Annotated in this window: 16 protein-coding genes and 1 pseudogene; 15 read left to right on the plus strand and 2 right to left on the minus strand. The window is 34.7% G+C overall.

Annotated features, from left to right (window positions below; genetic code table 11):
* The first annotated feature begins 162 nt into the window (after positions 1–162).
* The 12 genes from ACWPWS_RS04125 to ACWPWS_RS04180 all read left to right on the plus strand — a co-directional run bounded on the left by ACWPWS_RS04125 (position 163) and on the right by ACWPWS_RS04180 (position 14663).
* Entirely contained in the window at positions 163–762 is a 600-nt protein-coding gene (locus ACWPWS_RS04125; protein WP_105682152.1) for a bifunctional nuclease family protein, read from the plus strand.
* Positions 763–784: 22 nt separating this feature from the next.
* On the plus strand, positions 785–2167 hold the full coding sequence (locus ACWPWS_RS04130; protein ID WP_454045591.1) for a nucleoside permease: 1383 nt from the start codon (positions 785–787) through the stop codon (positions 2165–2167).
* Between the two features lie 299 nt (positions 2168–2466).
* Positions 2467–2871 (plus strand): hypothetical protein, encoded by a 405-nt coding sequence (locus tag ACWPWS_RS04135; RefSeq protein WP_309513185.1) that lies wholly within the window; start codon positions 2467–2469, stop codon positions 2869–2871.
* Positions 2872–2873: 2 nt separating this feature from the next.
* Positions 2874–3284 carry a hypothetical protein gene (locus tag ACWPWS_RS04140; protein ID WP_454045592.1) on the plus strand — a complete coding sequence of 137 codons (411 nt, stop codon included), beginning with the start codon at positions 2874–2876 and terminating at the stop codon, positions 3282–3284.
* Positions 3285–3343: 59 nt separating this feature from the next.
* Positions 3344–4522: an acetyl-CoA C-acyltransferase gene (locus ACWPWS_RS04145; protein WP_105682156.1), complete on the plus strand. Its 1179-nt coding sequence runs from the start codon at positions 3344–3346 to the stop codon at positions 4520–4522.
* 381 nt (positions 4523–4903) lie between these two features.
* Positions 4904–6394, plus strand: coding sequence for an MFS transporter (locus ACWPWS_RS04150; protein WP_105682157.1), 1491 nt, complete (start codon positions 4904–4906; stop codon positions 6392–6394).
* 298 nt (positions 6395–6692) lie between these two features.
* On the plus strand, positions 6693–6824 hold the full coding sequence (locus ACWPWS_RS04155; protein WP_454045593.1) for a T9SS type A sorting domain-containing protein: 132 nt from the start codon (positions 6693–6695) through the stop codon (positions 6822–6824).
* 123 nt (positions 6825–6947) lie between these two features.
* Positions 6948–9113: a M12 family metallo-peptidase gene (locus ACWPWS_RS04160; RefSeq protein ID WP_454045594.1), complete on the plus strand. Its 2166-nt coding sequence runs from the start codon at positions 6948–6950 to the stop codon at positions 9111–9113.
* A gap of 124 nt (positions 9114–9237) precedes the next feature.
* A complete protein-coding gene (locus tag ACWPWS_RS04165; protein ID WP_454045595.1) occupies positions 9238–11403 on the plus strand; it encodes a M12 family metallo-peptidase in 2166 nt (721 codons plus the stop codon).
* A 162-nt stretch (positions 11404–11565) separates the two neighbouring features.
* Positions 11566–12492, plus strand: a complete 927-nt coding sequence (locus ACWPWS_RS04170) for a mevalonate kinase family protein (RefSeq protein WP_209784281.1) — start codon at positions 11566–11568, stop codon at positions 12490–12492.
* Positions 12493–12502: 10 nt separating this feature from the next.
* Positions 12503–13432 carry a UbiA family prenyltransferase gene (locus tag ACWPWS_RS04175; RefSeq protein WP_209784282.1) on the plus strand — a complete coding sequence of 310 codons (930 nt, stop codon included), beginning with the start codon at positions 12503–12505 and terminating at the stop codon, positions 13430–13432.
* Positions 13433–13496: 64 nt separating this feature from the next.
* Positions 13497–14663 (plus strand): proline dehydrogenase family protein, encoded by a 1167-nt coding sequence (locus ACWPWS_RS04180; RefSeq protein WP_454045596.1) that lies wholly within the window; start codon positions 13497–13499, stop codon positions 14661–14663.
* A 448-nt stretch (positions 14664–15111) separates the two neighbouring features.
* Here ACWPWS_RS04180 and ACWPWS_RS04185 read toward each other — a convergent pair whose 3' ends face one another.
* Positions 15112–15648, minus strand: a complete 537-nt coding sequence (locus tag ACWPWS_RS04185) for a helix-turn-helix domain-containing protein (RefSeq protein ID WP_454045597.1) — start codon at positions 15646–15648, stop codon at positions 15112–15114.
* 970 nt (positions 15649–16618) lie between these two features.
* On the opposite strand from ACWPWS_RS04185, the gene ACWPWS_RS04190 reads away from it, so the two are divergent.
* Positions 16619–17728, plus strand: a complete 1110-nt coding sequence (locus tag ACWPWS_RS04190) for a M14 family zinc carboxypeptidase (protein ID WP_454045598.1) — start codon at positions 16619–16621, stop codon at positions 17726–17728.
* A 172-nt stretch (positions 17729–17900) separates the two neighbouring features.
* Here the strand turns inward: ACWPWS_RS04190 and ACWPWS_RS04195 are convergent.
* Positions 17901–18397: pseudogene (locus ACWPWS_RS04195) on the minus strand (DUF4920 domain-containing protein).
* Between the two features lie 142 nt (positions 18398–18539).
* On the opposite strand from ACWPWS_RS04195, the gene ACWPWS_RS04200 reads away from it, so the two are divergent.
* Both ACWPWS_RS04200 and ACWPWS_RS04205 read left to right on the plus strand, forming a co-directional pair.
* A complete protein-coding gene (locus tag ACWPWS_RS04200; RefSeq protein ID WP_454045599.1) occupies positions 18540–19952 on the plus strand; it encodes an APC family permease in 1413 nt (470 codons plus the stop codon).
* 157 nt (positions 19953–20109) lie between these two features.
* Positions 20110–20550 (plus strand): GPW/gp25 family protein, encoded by a 441-nt coding sequence (locus tag ACWPWS_RS04205; RefSeq protein WP_105682166.1) that lies wholly within the window; start codon positions 20110–20112, stop codon positions 20548–20550.
* The last annotated feature ends 18 nt before the right edge of the window (positions 20551–20568 follow it).

Below are 20568 nucleotides of genomic sequence, written 5' to 3' on the forward strand. Positions count from 1 at the left end.
CTTTGCTCGTCAATTTTTAAGTAAATAATTCACTTGCGAAGCAAAATTCACTATTGACGTTTGACAATCATCAACAATACAGATAAAAGCTCGGCTTTCCGGGCTTTTATTTTTGCGTAAAAAAGTGAAAACACAATAAAAAATTAATCTATATTTGTAGCTATGGATTATAAACAGCTAATTATTCGCGGAATATCGTACAGCCAGACTCAATCAGGGGCGTACGCATTGTTACTGGAGCATGAAGAAACACACATAAAATTACCTGTTGTTATAGGAAATTTCGAAGCCCAGTCTATCTCTCTTGGGCTTGAAAAAGATATTCATCCACCGCGTCCTCTTACTCATGATTTATTTACTAAGTTTATAGTTTCTGCCAATTATGAGCTAATTTCTGTCATTATCTATCAGATTGTAGACGGAGTTTTCTTTTCAAATATCAACTTTAAAAATAAAGTAACGGAAGAAGAACTGATCCTTGATGCCAGAACTTCCGATGCTGTTGCAATGGCCGTAAGATTTGACGCGCCTATATTTACAACCCAACAGGTTTTGAATGAAGCCGGGATTTTATTGGAACTGGAAGATGTTGCCAAAGAAGATCAATCTTTCTCAGAAACTGTACAGACAGAAGATAACTTGAAATCTCTTTCTATGGAAGAGCTTCAGAAATTATTAGATGAAGCTGTTAAAGAAGAAGACTATGATACCGCCCTTGAAATCCAGGAAGAAATCAAGAGGAGGAAAAAGAAAATTGATTAAAGAGATACTTTTTATATAAACTATGAATTTAAAATTACGACTGACCATCCTCAGTTTTCTCCAGTTTTTTGTTTGGGGTGCATGGCTGATTACGATGGCAAACTTCTGGTTTGGCACAAAACATTGGGAAGGAACTCAGTTTGGAGCTGTGTTCGGAACAATGGGAATTGCTTCTATCTTTATGCCAACCATTACTGGAATTATTGCTGACCGCTGGGTAAATGCGGAACGTATATTTTCAGTATTACACATTCTTTATGGGGTTATTCTTTTCATATTGCCTCATTCTGCAGATCCAAATTCCTTCTTTTCGGTAATGCTTGTGGCCATGTGTTTCTACATGCCTACTATTGCACTTGCTAATTCAATTTCTTATACAATCCTGAAAAATAATAATCTGGATGTGGTGAAAGACTTTCCACCGATTCGTGTATGGGGAACTATTGGTTTTATTGTTGCCATGTGGATCACAAATCTTAGTGGAAACAAAGCAACAGAAGGACAGTTTTATATTGGAGGTGCTGTAGCGATTTTCTTAGGAATTTATGCGCTTACATTACCTAAATGTCCGCCTCAAAAATTAATTGATAAAGACTCACCATTATCCGAGCAATTAGGTTTGAATGCATTCAAACTGTTTGGAAACTATAAAATGGCATTGTTCTTTCTATTCTCAATGCTTTTGGGAGCTGCACTTCAGCTTACCAATGCATACGGAGATGTTTTCTTAAGTGAATTTGCGCATTTTCCTAAATATGCAGACTCGTTTGTAGTACAGAGATCTACCATTATTATGTCAATTTCTCAGGTTTCAGAAACCCTTTTTATTTTGGCAATTCCTTTTTTCCTTAAGAAATTTGGAATTAAAAAAGTAATGCTGATGTCTATGTTAGCATGGGTTTTAAGATTCGGATTCTTTGCGTATGGTGTTCCGGACGGATTCGGACTTTCATTAATCATTCTTTCATGTATCGTATACGGAATGGCTTTCGATTTCTTTAATATATCAGGATCACTTTTCGTAGAAACGACTACCGATAAAAAGATACGTTCTTCGGCTCAGGGATTATTCATGATGATGACTAACGGGTTTGGGGCAGTTTTCGGAAGTTATGCCGCAGGATGGGCTATTGATAAATTCTTTACCCATAAGTTTTCAACGGTTTCAGATCTGTCTGCTTATCTGCAAACAACACCTGATAATCCTACTTTCCTGGGCATTTTAAAGAATAGTTTCAATGCAGCGGTGAACTCAGACGGAACCCTTTCCTCTATAGTGATGGTGAAAGACTGGCAGCAGATATGGCTTTCTTTTGCAATCTATTCATTAATACTGGCGATTTTCTTTGCTGTTTTGTTTAAACATAAACACAACCCGGAAGATGTTTCATCAGTTAAACATTAATTAAAACTAACATTCTTAAGATATTAAATTGCATTTTTGAAAAAAGATGCAATTTTTTATTTTTCAGATATCGTTTTATAAAATAAAGGTTGACTGAAGAAAAATTTGGACTTCAGATCGATATAGAAATAGCAAATACCCATTTTTAATTTGATAATAAATTCCTTTTTCTCTTTGTGTAATAATTAAAAATATCGAATCTTTTTTATAGCTAACAAGTGTTCGGGTGCGGAATTCCTATTTTTAAAACACACTATTTAAAAGTGTGTTTTTTTTTGTATTTTGGCACTTTAGTAAATATGAAAAATATTCAGTTATTAGGTTTGCTGTTAGTCATTGTAGGCAGCTTTTTACCCTTGGTACATGTGCCTGTCATCGGGAACTGGAACTATTGGAAGCTTGATCATTATCTGGCTATTGCCTGCTGGATTTTTTCAGCATGTGCCGTTTTTGGAATTGTAAATAACAGTGTCAGAATCGTTAGATTTTTTGGTATTCTGCTTATTCTTTTATTCGGATTTACCTTAGTTGCTGTGAAAATGCAGTCGCTGCAATATTTTAGCTTTTTACCATTCAAATCATGGCAGGAAACTTTTGCAGGAATCGTCAAATTGAAATGGGGCTGGGCTGTAGAGTTTTTAGGCGCTTTTCTAATGGTAATTGCAGGAGGAAACAAAAAAATAAACAATAGAACACAAATATAAAAATGAACTCCTTAAAAATATTTTCAATAGGAATTTTGTTGATGGCAGCCACGCAGGTTCATGCTCAGGCAACAGAACAGAAAAAACCGGATAATCCGCCGAAATGTGCTAATATAAAAGAAGGGAAGTTCGTAAGACCCAATTACCCGGAAGCAATATGGCATATGACCATTAAAGATAATGTTCAGACTGAATATTTTAATAATGGAAAAGATTATATCAAATCTACATTGGTTTTTATAGATGATTGTAATTATAAAGCAATCGTCATGGAGAAATCCGATAAAAATGATCCCGCACAAATAGGGGATGTCTTCAACAATAAAATAGTAGCTACCCAGGATAATCTTCTGAAGGTAAATACTAAAATTGAAGGAACCCAATTTGATATAGTATACGTAAAAGTGAAATAAATTCTAATTATAAAAAGGGAACATCTGTTCCGTTTTAGCTTAAAATAAAAATTATATACATGAAAGAAGTATTCATTGTTTCCGCAGTAAGAACACCAATGGGAAGTTTTATGGGAAGCTTATCAACAGTTCCGGCTACAAAATTGGGAGCAACTGCTGTAAAAGGTGCATTAGATAAAATCGGTATGGATCCTAATAATGTTCAGGAAATCTATATGGGAAATGTTCTTCAGGCAGGAGAAGGCCAGGCGCCGGCTCGTCAGGTTGCTTTAGGAGCAGGTCTTTCAATCAATACACCATCTACTACCGTAAATAAAGTTTGTGCTTCAGGAATGAAGGCTGTAACAATGGCGGCTCAGGCAATCAAAGCTGGTGATGCAGAAGTAATTGTAGCAGGAGGTATGGAGAATATGTCTTTAGTTCCTCATTATTACAATGCAAGAGTAGCTACAAAATTAGGTGACATCAAAATGCTTGACGGTATGGTGCTTGACGGTCTTACAGACGTATACAACAAAGTACATATGGGAGTATGCGCAGAAAAATGTGCCGTAGATTATAACATTACAAGAGAAGATCAGGATAACTTCGCTGTAGAATCTTACAAAAGATCAGCAAAAGCTTGGAGCGAAGGTAAATTCAGTGAAGAGATTGTACCGGTTTCTATTCCTCAGAGAAAAGGAGAGCCTGTAATCTTTGCTGAAGATGAAGAATACAAAGCAGTAAACTTTGACAGAATTTCAACACTTCCTACCGTTTTCAAAAAAGAAGAAGGTACAGTAACAGCAGCAAACGCTTCTACATTGAACGATGGTGCTTCTGCATTGATCCTTGTTTCTAAAGAAAAAATGGAAGAATTGGGATTAAAACCTCTTGCTAAAATCGTTTCTTATGCTGATGCAGCTCATGAGCCTGAAAACTTTACAACGGCTCCGGCAAAAGCTTTACCTATCGCTCTTAAAAAAGCAGGATTAGAGATTTCTGATATCGATTTCTTCGAATTCAACGAAGCTTTCTCAGTAGTAGGATTGGCAAACAACAAAATCTTAGGATTAGATGCTGCTAAGGTAAACGTAAACGGAGGTGCTGTAGCATTAGGACACCCACTGGGAAGTTCGGGTTCAAGAATCATCGTTACATTAATCAACGTATTGAAGCAAAATAATGCAAAATATGGGGCTGCTGCTATCTGTAACGGTGGTGGTGGAGCTTCTGCAATTGTAATTGAAAACTTATAATTGACATATACAGCCATATTTTGTGGTTTCAGATATAAAAATCGGGGTTCTTGGACCCCGATTTTTTGGTTATAAAATAGTACGTTGCTGTCTTCCAACGAGGTCTTCAGGTTGATGATATAAAATTTCCGGTCAGAGATATCTCTTAATAGCAGAAAAGCTTTTCCTGATTATGAATGTTACCCAAAAGGAGAGTCTATTGAAAAAAAATAATACAGAATCTTATTATTGGAGGTTTTTGTTCAGTATAATTAAACGGAATAAGAGGAAATCTTTGCTGAATTATTTCAATGGCTTACAATTATTATTTTCAAAATAAAATTAAAAACCGTCGAATATTCCGTAGTTTTTCTATTTTTGTGCTACTAATATTTATTTGAAATGTCTGAAACTGAGAATCGACAGCCTAAAAACATAAAGAATAATCCTAAGATTATGAAAGCCTGGGCTGTATATGACTGGGCAAACTCCGTTTATTCCCTGGTTATTACCTCTACCATTTTTCCCATTTATTACTCCATCCTAACCACAGCTTACGAGAAAAAAGAATATGTGGCGGAAACAAAAACATGGATAGATGTTCCGGTAAGACATATGATCAAAATTTTCGGGGAAGAATATCAGCCGGATGCTGTATATGGATATTCACTTACCATATCATTCTTTATTGTAGTGTTACTGTCACCGTTTTTATCTTCTTTGGCTGATACCATCGGAAACAAAAAATCTTTCCTTCAGTTCTTCTGCTATCTTGGTGCAACATCATGTATGGGATTAGCTATGTTTACAGGGATGCATAACGTATTTCTGGGGCTTTTATTCAGTATCACGGCCAGTGTAGGTTTTTGGGGAAGTTTGGTGTTTTATAATTCTTTCCTTCCTGATATTGCCACACCGGACAGGCAGGATGCGCTCTCTGCAAGAGGATATGTGTACGGATATATAGGTTCCGTAGTTTTAGTGGTAATCTGTTTGGTTTTAATTCAGGTTTTTGCCAAAGGAGCAGCCCAGCAGCTATTGTTTACAAGAATCAGTTTCCTGTTAACGGGAGCATGGTGGTTTGGGTTCTCTCAATACACATTCAAACACCTTCCTCAATTTGGGGATGTGAAAGATAAACTTCCTAAAGACTTAGTATTACTTAATTATAAGAATATCTTCAAAAAACATGAAGAGCAGGGAGGTTTCTTTGAGGTGTTTAAAGATAATCTGAGCTTCTATAAAGATATTGCAAAAGAAAGTTTTCATGAACTGTTTAAAGTAGGAGGAGAGCTTTTCAAAGATAAAAATCTAAAATTCTTCCTGTCAAGTTTCTTCTTTTACAGTGTAGGAATGCAGACAATTTTCCTTATGGCAACTTTATTCGGAAAGAGTGAGATCAATCTTGCTCAGGATAAACTGATAGGAACCCTTTTGGTGATTCAGATCGAAGCGATCATCGGAGCAGTTATTTTCTCGAGACTATCCAAGAGAATTGGTAACAAAAATGTGATTTCAATTGCCATCATCCTTTGGATTGTAGCTTGTCTTTGGGCTTATTTCCTGAACAAAGAAAATCCTACAGTAGAATACCAGTTTTATGGAGTAGCTGCCGTAGTTGGTTTGGTAATGGGAGGTCTTCAGGCAATGTCAAGATCTACCTACTCAAAACTTCTTCCGGAAAATTCCATGGAAAATACAACGTACTTCAGTTTCTATGACGTATTGGAGAAAATTGCCATTATCATCGGAACGTTCATCTTTGCAACATTAATTGAACATTTCAATAATATGCGTATCGCGGCCTTATCAATGACCATATTTTTTGCTGCAGGATTAGTTTTAATACGATTCCTGAAGGTCAAAATGAGAACCGATAGAGAAACTTTATAAAAATTAAAAGACGTTATTTTTAACGTCTTTTTTTTATTTTAATGAATTAAAAACATTCATTTAGTGATTAATGCAGGTAAATTAGCTGAATATAAAAGGGCTGTAACAGATATCACGGTGAAGTCTCTGAAGTCTGCAGAACTGAAAAGATCCGTCTGTTAACTTTACCAACCTTCATCCAGCTGCTACAGGGAATGGATGGAATGTGAATTTCTCTTGCAATGTTTTAGCAGCAGAAGACATCAACATAAAAAATAACTCAATAGATATATATCCGAATCCTGCCAAAAATATGATAATGCTCTCTTCAAAAGAAAGACTAAAAGGAAATAAACAGGAAATAAATCTTTCCTCAATTCAGACAGGAAACTACGTAATTACCATAGAAACAGAAAAGCAGACCATCAGCAAGAAGCTGATCAAACAGTAATTAATAATAAAAAAATAATATTTATTTATTTAAACCATAGCAGACTGTTATGGTTTTTTTTATATTTTATGATTGTTTTGTAAAAACTTAAAGTATTTGTGTTACTTTTATTAAAAATTAATAATGCGAAAACTCTTACTATTTGGCTCATTGATATGGGGCATCTTTTGTTTTGGACAAAATCTAAAACCTGTAGCCCAAAAAATCCATGAATATAAAAAGCTAAACTACCGTGCTCCTAAGTATGATTTATTTGATGTGAAAAGCACGGATAATATCTCTGATTTAAGAAAAACGGCAACTGATGCAACTGCTTTAAATCTGGATATCCCCAAACTCATGAGATTACTTGCTGAAAGCCCTGAATTTCTTGAAGTATCCTTTCCTTTTGATGGCAATAAAGAAATCACTGTTCAGCTTTTTAAAAAGCAAATTTTCACTGATGATTTCAAAGTAAAAACGAAAAAAGATGAAGTTGTATCCTATAATCCCGGGATTTACTATCGCGGAATTGTTAAAGGAGATGATCAGTCTATAGTAGCATTTAGTTTTTTTGATAATGATGTGGTAGGAATTATTTCAACACCAGCTTTGGGAAATATTATACTTGGAAAAATAAAGAATTCGAGTGATTTTATAAGTTATTCAGAGTCTAAACTGACGGTAAAAAATAGTTTCATTTGTAGTGTAGATGAATTGAAAGAAAACAAAACTCAATTACCACCACCTGATCCGGGACAGCTTACCAATAAAACCATGACTGAAAATTGTGTAAGGGTATTTTATGAAGTAGGTTATAAACCCTATCAGGGGAATGGTTATAATGTGGCTGCTACTGTTAACTGGATGACCGCTATCCATAACAGTGTTGAAACAATATATTTTAATGATGATATTAAGATAGCTTTAAGTGAAATGTATGTATGGACTACACCAGATCCTTATACAGGTAACTATAATCCGGACTTAGGGGTTTTTAGTAGTAACAGACCTATATTTAATGGCGATATTGCCCACTTAGTGATCTCGCCTACTGCTACCGGTTATTCCAATATTAACTCACTGTGTACAGATCTGAGATACTGTTACTCACCCGTTACGGTAACCTACCAGCAATTTCCGATGTATTCCTGGACAGTCAATGTTACAGCCCATGAATTGGGACATAATCTAGGCTCTCAGCATACCCATGCCTGTGCGTGGAATGGTAATAATACTGCTATTGATGGATGCGGTGCCCAAAGTGGAAATCAGGGAAATGCATGTAGCGGGCCAATTCCTGGTAATGGCGGAGGTACTATAATGAGTTATTGTCACTTAATTTCCGGAGTTGGAATTAATTTCAGTAATGGATTTGGTCCACAACCTGCTGAATTCATTAGAAAAACCATTAATTCAAAAGCTTGTCTGGGTACTAATTGTATTTCCTCCTGTGAAGTAACGGTAATGGATCTCAGTATTGATAATATTACACAAAACTCAGCCAGTGTCTTTATTATAGATGGAGCTTCACAAGCATGGAAGTATACACTCTCCAAAATAAATGGAACAATTGTACAGTCAGGAACAACGAATACCAACAGTTTTAGTTTAAATAATCTGGATCCAAACACTTATTATAACTTATTTATTGGAAGTGAATGTTCAGGTTCTTTAGCTTATCAAAAATACCGAACATTTTTAACAGATGGAGATTGGTGTTCAGGAGTACGGTTTACAGATTCCGGAGGTCTCTCCGGAGGATATAGTAACAATGAAAAGTTAACCAAAACTTTTTATCCACTTTCCAATTCTAAACTGACATTATATTTCAGTGAATTTAATTTAGAGAATTTTAAAGACTATATGTATGTATATAACGGACCTTCAGCCGGATCTCCTTTATTTCCAAATGGAAATAACCTTACTGGAACTTTACTTCCCGGGCCATTTGTTTCTACAGATCCTACCGGAGCTATTACTGTTGAGTTTTTCTCCAATGAATATGGCACAGGGAATGGATGGAATGCCGGATTTTTATGCAAGTTTTTAGGAGTTGAAGATATTGAAACAAATAACAATACCGTTTCAATTTACCCGAATCCGGCAAAAACAATGATCATCATTTCATCAAAAGAAAATTTAAAATCCTATAAAATATTTGATGAAGCAGGGAGATTGGTGACATCAGCTTCTTCTTTGAAAGGAAGTAAAACAGAGATCAATCTATCTTCCATACAAACAGGAAATTATGTCATTAGCATTGAAACAGAGAAGCAGACGATCAACAAAAAGCTGATCAAACAGTAATTAATAATAAAAAAATAATACATATTTAAGCCATAGCAGATATTCTGTTGTGGTTTTTTTTATGTTTCATGGTTGTTTTGGTGGAAATTAAAGTATTTGTAGTATTTTTAATGAAAAATTAATAATGCGAAAACTCCTTTTATTCAGCTCCTTTTTATGGGGCATCTTTTGTATTGCCCAAAATGTAAAACCCTTAGCCCGGAAAATCCATGAGTATGAAAAATTAAAGGTTCGTAACCATACCTATGACTTATTTAATCTGAAAAATACGGGTGATTTGTCTGATCTTAGGAGGATAGCAACCGATGCAGCTGTTTTTAAACTTGACCAGACTCAGCTTAAAAAACTAATTGTTGAGAGCCCCGAGTTTCTTGAAGTATCTTTTCCCTTTGATGAAAATAAAGAAATAACAGTTCAGTTATATAAAAAATCAATCTTTGCCGAAGGCTTTAATGTAAAAACTAAAAAAGATGAACGGGTTCCTTACAAGCCGGGAATCTATTATCGGGGTATTGTGAAAGGGAATGATGAATCTCTTGCAGCTTTTAGTTTTTTTGACAATGATGTTGTCGGAGTTATTTCAACTCCTGCTCTGGGGAATATTGTTGTAGGAAAGCTTAAAAACTCCGAAGATTTTGTAAGTTATTCAGAGAATAAATTAACAGTACAAAACAGTTTTGTTTGCGAGGCAGATGAAATGATGGGAAACAAAGGGCAAAAAAACTCTCTTCAGGCTGATCAGCTTACCCAAAAGACAATAACTGATAATTGCGTAAGGACTTATTATGAAGTAGGATATAAACCTTACGAAAATAATGGTTTTAACATCACATCCACTGTTAATTGGATGACTGCTATGCATAATAATGTCGAAACATTATATTTTAATGATGATATCCGGATATCTTTAAGTGAAATTTATGTCTGGACAACCCCTGATCCATATACAGGAGGAGCTGACGCGAATTTAGCAATGTTTAGCAATAACAGGCCTCTGTTTAACGGAGATATTGCCAGTTTAATAATTTCACCTTCAAGTGGAGGAGTAGCCTATCTTAATTCTCTTTGCTCAGATTTGAAATATTGTTTTTCTCCCGTTCGTTCCTATTATGAACAGTTTCCATTGTTTTCGTGGAATATTTTTATAATTGCCCATGAAATGGGACATGGCTTAGGATCTCCCCATACTCACGCCTGTGCGTGGAATGGTAATAATACTACTATTGATGGATGTGGAACTCAGGCCGGATCTCAAGGAAGTACATGCCCCGGACCAATTCCGGGAAGCTCAGGAGGAACCATAATGAGCTATTGTCATTTGGTTTCCGGAACTGGAGTCAATTTTAGTAATGGCTTTGGTCCACAACCTGCAGAACTTATAAGAAGTACCATTAATTCTAAATCCTGTCTTGGAACAAACTGTACTTCTTCATGTGAGATCACCGTCCTGGATGTCAGTGTTTCTGACGTAACTCAAAGCTCAGCAGATATTTTTATTATGGATGGAAGTCTGTCATCCTGGAGATACAGACTTTGTAAAATTGACGGCACAGTTGTACAATCAGGAACTACTAATTCTAATAGCTTTATAATAAACAACCTTGAAGCGAACACCTATTACAATTTATTTGTAGGAAGCGAATGCTCAGGTCCATTGGCATTTCAGAAACACAGAACATTTTTAACAGATGGAAACTGGTGTTCCGGGGTACGGTTTACAGATTCCGGAGGTCTTTCCGGAGGATATAGTAATAATGAAAAGTTAACCAAAACTTTTTATCCACTTTCCAATTCCAAACTGACATTGTATTTCAGTGAATTTAATTTAGAAAGTTTTAAAGACTATATGTATGTATATAATGGACCTACAGCCGGATCTCCATTGTTTCCGAATGGAAATAACCTTACGGGTTCTTTGGTTCCCGGCCCATTTGTATCTACAGATCCTACCGGAGCTATTACCGTTGAGTTTTTCTCCAATGAATCAGGTACAGCAAATGGATGGAATGCAGGATTTTTATGCAAATTTTTAGGAGTTGAAGATATTGAAACAAATAACAATACCGTTTCAATTTACCCGAATCCCGCAAAAACAATGATCATCATTTCATCCAAAGAAAATTTAAAATCCTATAAAATATTTGATGAAGCGGGAAGATTGGTAACATCAGCTTCTTCTCTGAAAGGAAGTAAAACAGAGATCAATCTATCTTCCATACAAACAGGAAATTATGTCATTAGCATTGAAACAGAGAAGCAGACGGTCAACAAAAAATTGATCAAACAGTAATTTCTCAATAAATTTATTATAAAAGCCTGATATTCTCAGGCTTTTTTCTTATTTTTAATCGGTAAAAGAATGCTGTAAACCTAAATAACTCATATTTCGGTCTGAGTTTTGCTTATATTCAGCGGAATAATTTTTAACTTTGCAAAAAGATTTATTGTCAATATGACCAACCCTTTATTTTATGCAAAAATAATTCTGTTTGGAGAATATGGAATGATTGAAGATTCCCAGGGACTTGTAGTACCTTACAGTTTCTATAAGGGAACTTTAAAATTTTCAGATTTAAGTTCTGATTTTGAACGTAATTCCAACAGACATCTGCAGAAATATTCAGACTTTCTTACAGCCCTTGATCTTTCCGATGATTTTAAGTTGGATATTGAGAGCTTCAAAAATGATATTTCAAACGGACTTTTCTTTGATTCCAATATTCCTCAAGGATATGGAGTAGGAAGTTCCGGTGCTTTGGTAGCTGCTATTTTCGAAAAATATTCAGTCAGTAAACTTAATCCTGAGAATATCTCAAAAGATAATCTTAAGAAATTAAAAGCTGTTTTTGGAGAAATGGAAAGCTATTTCCATGGGAAAAGTTCAGGAATGGATCCATTGATCTGTTACATGAATCTGCCAATTTTAATTGAAAATAAAGAAAATCTAGACAGGGTAAATATTCCCGAAGGAGAAGAAGGAAAAGGGGCAATTTTTCTGATTGATTCAGGAATGACGGGTGAAACCGGGCCCATGATTCAGATTTTCTTTGAGAAAATGAAAACAGAAGGTTTCCGTAAAACCCTGAAGGAAGAATTCATCCGCTACAATAATGCGTGTATTGAATCTTTCCTTAAAAAGGACATGAATCCATTCTTCAGAAATCTTAAAAAGCTTTCTCACTGGGCTTATGAACATTTCCGCCCTATGATTCCTGAAAGTATTTTTAATATCTGGAAAAAAGGACTGGATTCTAATGCCTATTATCTGAAACTGTGTGGAAGCGGTGGAGGTGGTTACATCTTAGGATTTACCAAAGACTACGCAAAAGCAGAAAAAATGCTTGAAGGCTTCCAAAAAGAAGTGATTTACAGATTTTAAATAGATTGGAATGAATTCTGAAAAAGAAACTTTCCAATCTAAAAACTATATCTCAAAATCTCTATTTTACAGATTTTCGCAATTCGTGGGGTTTTTACTCGGAGCACGCTTTTTTGTAGCTGCTTTGTTGACATTTGCGCTCTATGTTTCTACTTTTTTCCTGTTCAATCAGGATGAATCTTTCAGAAAATTCGTATTCGATTTCAAAGTACACGGTATTATTTTTTGCACCGTCCTTACCATTCTGGCAGGTGGTATTATCAACCAATTTTATGATCTGGAGAAAGATCATGTAGTAAAACCTTTCAGAACCAGAGTTCAGAGCTTCATCAAACAGAAATATTTTCTATATGCCTATCTGGCACTCAGTGTTATTTCTTTAGGAGTAGCCTGGATGATTTCTCATAATGTATTTGTTTTTTTTGTTGTATATCAGTTCTTTATGTGGTTTTACAGTCATAAACTGAGCAGAATACTGATCTTAAATAACCTTACTTTTGTCAGCCTCACCCTGTATCCGTTCTTTGGAATGATGGTGTACTATGAAACCTTTTCAAAAAAGGTTTTCCTGATGGCTGTTTTTCTATTTCTTATCCTTTTGTGTATTGATATTGTTAAAGATACCCTTACCAGAAGTGTAGACAAAGCATTTGGATATACTACAATTCCCAATTATTTTAAAAGCCGGAATACGAAAATTATCCTGACTTCTTTATTAGCTGTTACCATGGCAGTTTCTATGAATATCATTACAAAAACTGGTATTACTGGGTTCATGGCTTATTATTTTGCAGGAGGACTTTTTGTAATGATAGTTTGTATTTACCTTCTTTTAAACGCATCAAGAAGAACTAACTTCTTCACATTGAATATATTACGGTTTTGGGTTTTCGTTGGAATCATAGCAATGCTTTTAAACGGGATAGAACATAAATTGTAAAAAAAATTCTTTAAATAAACTGTGGTTATTATTACCTTTGCATAACTAAATTTAATAAATAGGAATGCCCATTTTTAATGATACTAAAATTGCATTTGCAGACAAGTCTGATGCACAATTGAGAAAGGCTTACTGGATGTTTAAAATGATTGAACATCCCGCTCTTACAAGCCTTGGAACATCTGTTCTGAATTTCACAGTACACAACAATTTTCCTTTCGTTACCGGAATTGTAAAAAATACCTTATTTGCACAGTTCTGTGGTGGAGAAACCCGTGAAGAAAGTATGAAAGTTGTGAAGCAGCTGTTTAAAAGAGGAGTTGGAAGTATTTTCGATTATTCTATTGAAGGGAAAGAAGATGAGGAAACTTTTGATGCTGTTTGCAAAGAAATTAAGGATATTGTAAGATTCTCAGTAGGAAATCCGGCAATCCCTTTTATTGTATTTAAACCTACTGCCTTCGGAAGAATTGATTTGTATGAAGCTGTTGGAAAAGGTGCAGAGCTTACTACAAGCCAGAAAGAAGAATGGGAAAGAGTAGTGAAAAGATTTGATGAAGTTTGCAGTCTTTGCCACGAGCATGATAAAAAAGTAATGGTAGATGCTGAAGAAACCTGGATGCAGGATGCAGCAGACCACCTTTGCGAAGAGATGATGGAGAAATATAACCAGCAAAAGCCTATCGTTTGGAATACCATCCAGATGTACAGAACCGGAAGGCTGGAATATATGGAGGCTAATCTTCAGAGAGCAAGAGAGAAGAACTACTTCATCGGTTACAAAATCGTGCGTGGTGCTTACATGGAGAAAGAAAGAGCCAGAGCTGCGGAAAAAGGATATGCAGATCCTATCCAACCCACTAAAGAGGCTTCAGATAAAAACTACAATGCAGGAATTGACTTTGTAATGGATCATTTGGATAAGGTTTCAGCGTTTTTCGGAACCCATAATGAAATCTCTTCTGAATTAATTATGGATAAAATGAAAGCAAAATCTCTTGAAAACGGGAATCCGCATGTTTATTTCGGACAGCTTTACGGAATGAGTGATAATATCACCTTCTATTTGTCAGATAAAGGCTATAACGTAGCTAAATATCTTCCATACGGACCTGTAAAGGATGTTGTTCCTTATTTGACAAGAAGAGCTCAGGAAAATACCTCTGTGGCCGGACAAACCGGGAGAGAGCTTGGACTGATTAAAAAAGAACTTGAAAGAAGAAAGAAATAATAATATTGTTTTCAATAAATATATCAGGCCTGCAATTTTGCAGGTCTTTTTGTTGGAATTAATAGGGGGGAATTTTATGGGAAATTAACAATAATCAACACAATTATATTATGGGTTAATCATATGTCAAAATAATCTGATTTTTATTGCTGATTTGATTTTAAATAATTATATTTGATAGAGCCATAAAAACTAACGTATAATAATATTTTCATTTACTGTTACAACTCCGCTATAAGAGAGAACTTCATCAATACGATAATCAATAATATCACCCTTATAAATAACCGAAATTATAAAAATATAGCATGGGAGCAGATGATTATAATAAGATAAAATTGCATCAGCTTATACCCGTCAAAATTTTTAAAAATAAAATAAAGCAATAGCTTTAGTTTTCTTCTTCAAATATTTTTTTAACCTGATCATTTTCTTTGATCAGGTTTTTTTAAGGCTCAAAACTTTCGAATTTTCCGTTTTCGTAGAACAAGACAATACGCTTTATTTTACTTTGTTGATTACCAAATAGTTGTCCTAATAATTGATCGCTGGTGTTTTCTAATCGCTGAGAATCTGATATTTTTTCAGGCGCTTTATCTTGGGTCGGTATAAACGATTCTCCAGGACTTGGTTTTGGAGTTTCCATTTCCGTTTCATCGCTTCCAAATTCATCATCATCATTCATCATGGTGAAAAGGTCGGGGAGTGGAGTTGTTTTTATTTTCTCTTCCTCTATATGATCTTCGCTAATTTCGGTTTCTGGCAGTTGGGATTTCAGCATCTCACCTTCTCCAGTAACCAGCCAGTCCCAAAGAAGTTCCGGGAAACGGGATTTTATTTTTATGATAAACTCAAGAGACGGCTTGTTTCTTCCTGAAGTAATATGCGAAATAGATGAACGCTGTACATCAATTTCATCAGCAAACTCAGAAGGGGTCAGATTGGAATACTCAATAATTTTGGAAATTCTTTCATTTAAACTCATAAAATAAGCCTTTAATTATTTTACAAATGTAACATATATAATTTACAAATGCAAAATACAAATGTAAATAAATGCAAATGTTTTCAATATACATTTGTAACACAGTATTAAAATATTATCAATCAGTTTATTATAGTTAAATTACAATTGTATTTAATAATTATCTGAGGCTGTTATAAGATTTAGGAATAGGCATCCAGACCTTATTATTTGACCTTCTGTTTTCCAGAATATTAGTTTAATAATGTAAATTTCGGCTTTTTCATAGCTTATTTTGTCCCTTAACCCACTTCCTTTTCCCTATTTACATTATTAACCTCTATCAATCTATTTCCTGAGCAATCTATTTCAATACATATCAAATTAAAGCCATATAAAGGCTATTTTAAAGATGTTACATAGGTAAATTACTGATGTAAATATACTTTTTTAAGCCAATATAATGGGGTAATAGTACAGAATTAGTATTTCTGTTAAGCAACTATTTTTATGGTGAACTAAAATGGTTCAAAAATAAGCAAATGGATTAAAAATTAGGGATTCAATCTGATTCATTATACACTTTACAAATGTATACAACGTTAAATAGCTAAGTTTTCCACAATTTTTATGTTTAATAAAATACCCCTCAAAGAGTAAAAAACAGCAATTTTAAGCCTTAAAGTACCATTGCAAATAGTATTTAGATAAGTTTCATAACTTACTGACTTTTAATTATTTAAATATATTATATTAAATTATTCGCAATCCACAATTTTATCCACAGACAATTTGTCTTTTGAAGTTGTTTAACAATGTTACAGGTGTTAATTAATCTCTAAACCTCAAAAAGGGTAGTATTTAAATCTTGTAAACAAATTTCAAAGCTGGTGTCAAATGTAAATTCTTGTATTTTTGTAATATTTACAAATGTTAATTTAAGTTTTTGCCTAAAAATGGCTAAATTTGAATCTTGTAAACAATTCCCAAAATGAATTTTGAACAGATCTATTCTCAAAACCCCGATTTCTCAAATCGCTATATTTCCCCTGAAAAATTATTTTCTTACCTACAGAACAATCTCAGCGATTATATTCAGGAGATCGGAAGATCCTATTTAGATAAGCCTATTTATCAGTTAAGCATCGGAACCGGAAACATTAATGTATTGGCCTGGTCACAAATGCACGGCAATGAATCCAATGCTACGCATGCCATGCTTGATCTTTTGGTGAGTCTTGATAAAGCTCCTGAAATGAAAGAGGATTTATTCGGTAAAATAAAACTGGATTTTATATTCATGCTGAATCCGGACGGATCAGAGAGATGGACCAGACTGAATGCAGCCGATATTGATCTTAACAGAGATTTTCATAATGAGGCTAGTAAGGAGATTAAATTTCTGAAAAAAGCTGCTGCTTCTAAAAAGTATGATTATGCATTAAATCTTCATGAGCAGAGAACCATTTTTACAACCGATGGTATTCATCCTGCCACTCTTTCCTTTTTGGCACCTTCCGAAAATGTAGAACGTACCGTTACAGAAAATAGAAAGAAATGTATGGCTGTAATAGGAAGTGTATACAACCATTTAAAGGAAATGATCCCTAATCAGATTGGAAGATATTCTGATGAATTCTATCCGACTTCTACAGGCGATAACTTTATAAAAGCCGGAATGCCGACAATTCTATTTGAAGGCGGACATTTTGTGGATGATTATACCAGAACAGGTACAAGAAAGTATTATACAATTGCTCTTTATTATGCTTTGAAAGCAATCAGTGAACTGAATTCTGATGTTACTGGATGGGAAAATTATCTTGAAATTCCTGAGAATAAAGAAACGCATTATGATATTATTTACAGAAATGTAAAACTGAACACAGAACATGAATGTATTTTGGATATAGCGGTTCAGTTTAGAGAAATAAAAGAAGAAGGAAAAGGTGAAATCTCATTTATTCCTTTCGTAATGGAAGCAGGGGATGTAAAGCAGAGAAAAGGCTGGCTGGAAATAGACTGCACCGGAAAGAAATTTATTTCTGCAACTAAATATCCGAAACTGGATGCTGTTGTGGATTTTAAAATAGAAGACTAATAAAATCGGCTGTCCAAAGGACAGCCGATTTTATTTTTTTATCTAATTTCTAAAAGTTTATATTCAATAGGAATGGGCTTTAGCCCATTTAATTTAAATAAAAATTCATATGGCTTTAGCCAAAACCTAACTTTGGAAATATAAAATTTAGATTTTATTCAATGATTCAAGCTTAGTTCACAACTTTAATTCCATTAGCAACAAACCTGATCTCTTCCTTAGGCTGTGTAATCGCATCAATTTCAGCTTGTGGCTTCTTAGCATCTTCTGCATAATGTTTCTGCTCATTCACAGAAGTTACTTTTCTTTCTGCATTTCCTTCTAACACAACGTTTTTCCCTTTTAAGGCTGTAGGTACAAAGAAAGCATAGTCTTTCATTTTTACAAAAAACTTAGAATTGTCTTCTGTCTGGATGGTAAGCCAGCATCCTTTTTTATCACAAACATCGGTTACTTTTCCTTTAACAGATACATTTTCAACTTTTTTATTATCTTTTTTAAGCTGCTTATTCAGTTTTTCTACTGTGATTGCTTTGGATTCAGCAGAAGAATTTACCTGATCTCCGTATGTATCACCTACCAGGGCTTTCCTTCCGGTGGACCAGATTGGGCAAATGCTAATGAAGAAGCTGTTAAAGCTGCTGCAAATAATATCGCTTTAAATTTCATGTTTAATATTTTTTCCAAAAATACTAATTAAAATTGAATCATAACGGAATAAAAAATGACAAAAAACAGCTGTTTTAAGGAATTTTCAATAAAATTCAAAATCAAAGACAGATTTGATTATATTTGACTCCTATACTTGACTATGCAAAAAAAACTGAAACTATGGGATGCCATTATGCTTGTGATGGGATCCATGATCGGAAGCGGGATCTTTATTGTAAGTGCTGACATGATGAGGAATCTGGGATCCGGATACTGGCTGATTGTGGTGTGGATCATTACAGGAATAATGACGGTAGCCGCAGCCATAAGCTATGGTGAACTGTCCGCATTATTTCCGAAAGCCGGAGGGCAATATACCTATCTCAAGGAAATTTTTGGTAAAAGAATGGGATTCCTTTACGGATGGGGATTGTTTACGGTAATACAAACCGGAACAATTGCTGCAGTGGCAATGGCTTTTGGAAAATTTACAGCGTATCTGATTCCTTCACTTAACGATGCTGCACCTATTTTTCAAAGCGGTGAATTTAAAATTACATGGATACAGATTCTGGCCATTGGTGTAATTCTTCTGCTTACCTATATTAATACCAGAGGAGTAGAGAGTGGTAAAATCCTTCAGAATATTTTTACAGGTTCCAAAATTATTGCATTGATAGGTTTGATTGCTGCCGGTTTTATATTGGTAGATATCTCTCATTTAGCAGAAAACTTTAGCTGGGGTACAGATTCTTTTAATAACTTTAAAAAAGATATAAGTGGTAATTTTCTTAAAGAAGGCTGGGAACCCATTGGTGGAATGACTCTTCTGGGTGGAATTGCAGCCGCAATGGTAGGTTCTGTTTTCAGTTCTGTTGCCTGGGAAAGTGTAACATTTGTTTCCGGGGAAATTGAAAACCCTAAAAAGAATGTAGTGAAGTCAATGATTTATGGTACTTCTGCTGTTATGATCCTTTATATAGCGGTAAACTATGTATACTTAAATGCACTGGACAGAGACGGAATTGCTTTTGCAGCGAATGACAGGGTAGCAGTAGCGGCCTCACAGAATATTTTTGGAAGTGCTGGTACTATTATCATTGCTCTATTGGTAATGATTTCCACATTTGGATGTAATAACGGATTGATTTTGGCAGGTGCAAGAGTTTTTCAGACTATGGCAAAAGACGGAATGTTCTTTAAATCGGCCGAAAAAAATAATAAAAATGAAGTTCCGGAAAATGCACTTTGGATGCAGGGTGTGTGGGCTTCAATTCTTTGTCTGAGCGGGCAGTACGGGAATTTATTGGATATGATTTCTTTCGTAATTGTTCTGTTCTACATGATTACCGTATTTGGAGTTATTTATTTAAGAATGAAACAGCCAGAACTGGAAAGACCTTATAAGACATGGCTTTATCCGGTAACACCTGTTATCTACCTTTTAATAGGAACCTGTTTCTGTATTTTACTGTTAATCTATAAACAACAATATACATGGCCTGGTTTTATTTTGGTACTGCTGGGACTTCCGGTATACTATTTTATCAACCGGAAAAAAGCGGATGCTTAAAGTAAAATAAAAATATAAAAGATTACAGGGCTTTCAATTCAGTTTGAAGGCTCTTTTTTTGAATAATATTTTAAAGTATTGTCATCATTATTTGTCGAAAATGTGTATTTTGGTATTTCGTTTTTAAAACAGGACCATGAAGTAAAAACAATAAGTTATGGATACACCAAATTACAGAATGCCTTTCGTACCGTCTACTTTAATGACCGAAGGCGGAAGTATCGATACCTGCGATATGGGGGAAAGTATTGCCCACAATATTATGCTGCTGATCACCACCAAAAAAGGGGAGAACAGATATGATGAAAACTACGGAAACGATGTTTGGAACCTTGAATTCGATAATGGAGTCACAAGTGCCATCTGGGAAAGCGTTTTTATCAAAAGCTTAAGGAGACAGATTCAGGAATATGAACCCAGAATCGTCAACCCGCAGATTGATGCTCATATACAATTTGTAGAGCACAGCTACGATACTAAAGAACACACCGAAATTAAAAAGAAAGTAAGAATTGCCATCAATGCAAAAATGGAAGAATCAGGGGAACGTTTCAGTTTTTCAACAGAGTTGTTTCTAAGTCCAATGTCTATTGATTAATATTTTTAACAGCGAAAG

This window comes from Chryseobacterium sp. Marseille-Q8038 (assembly GCF_965111995.1).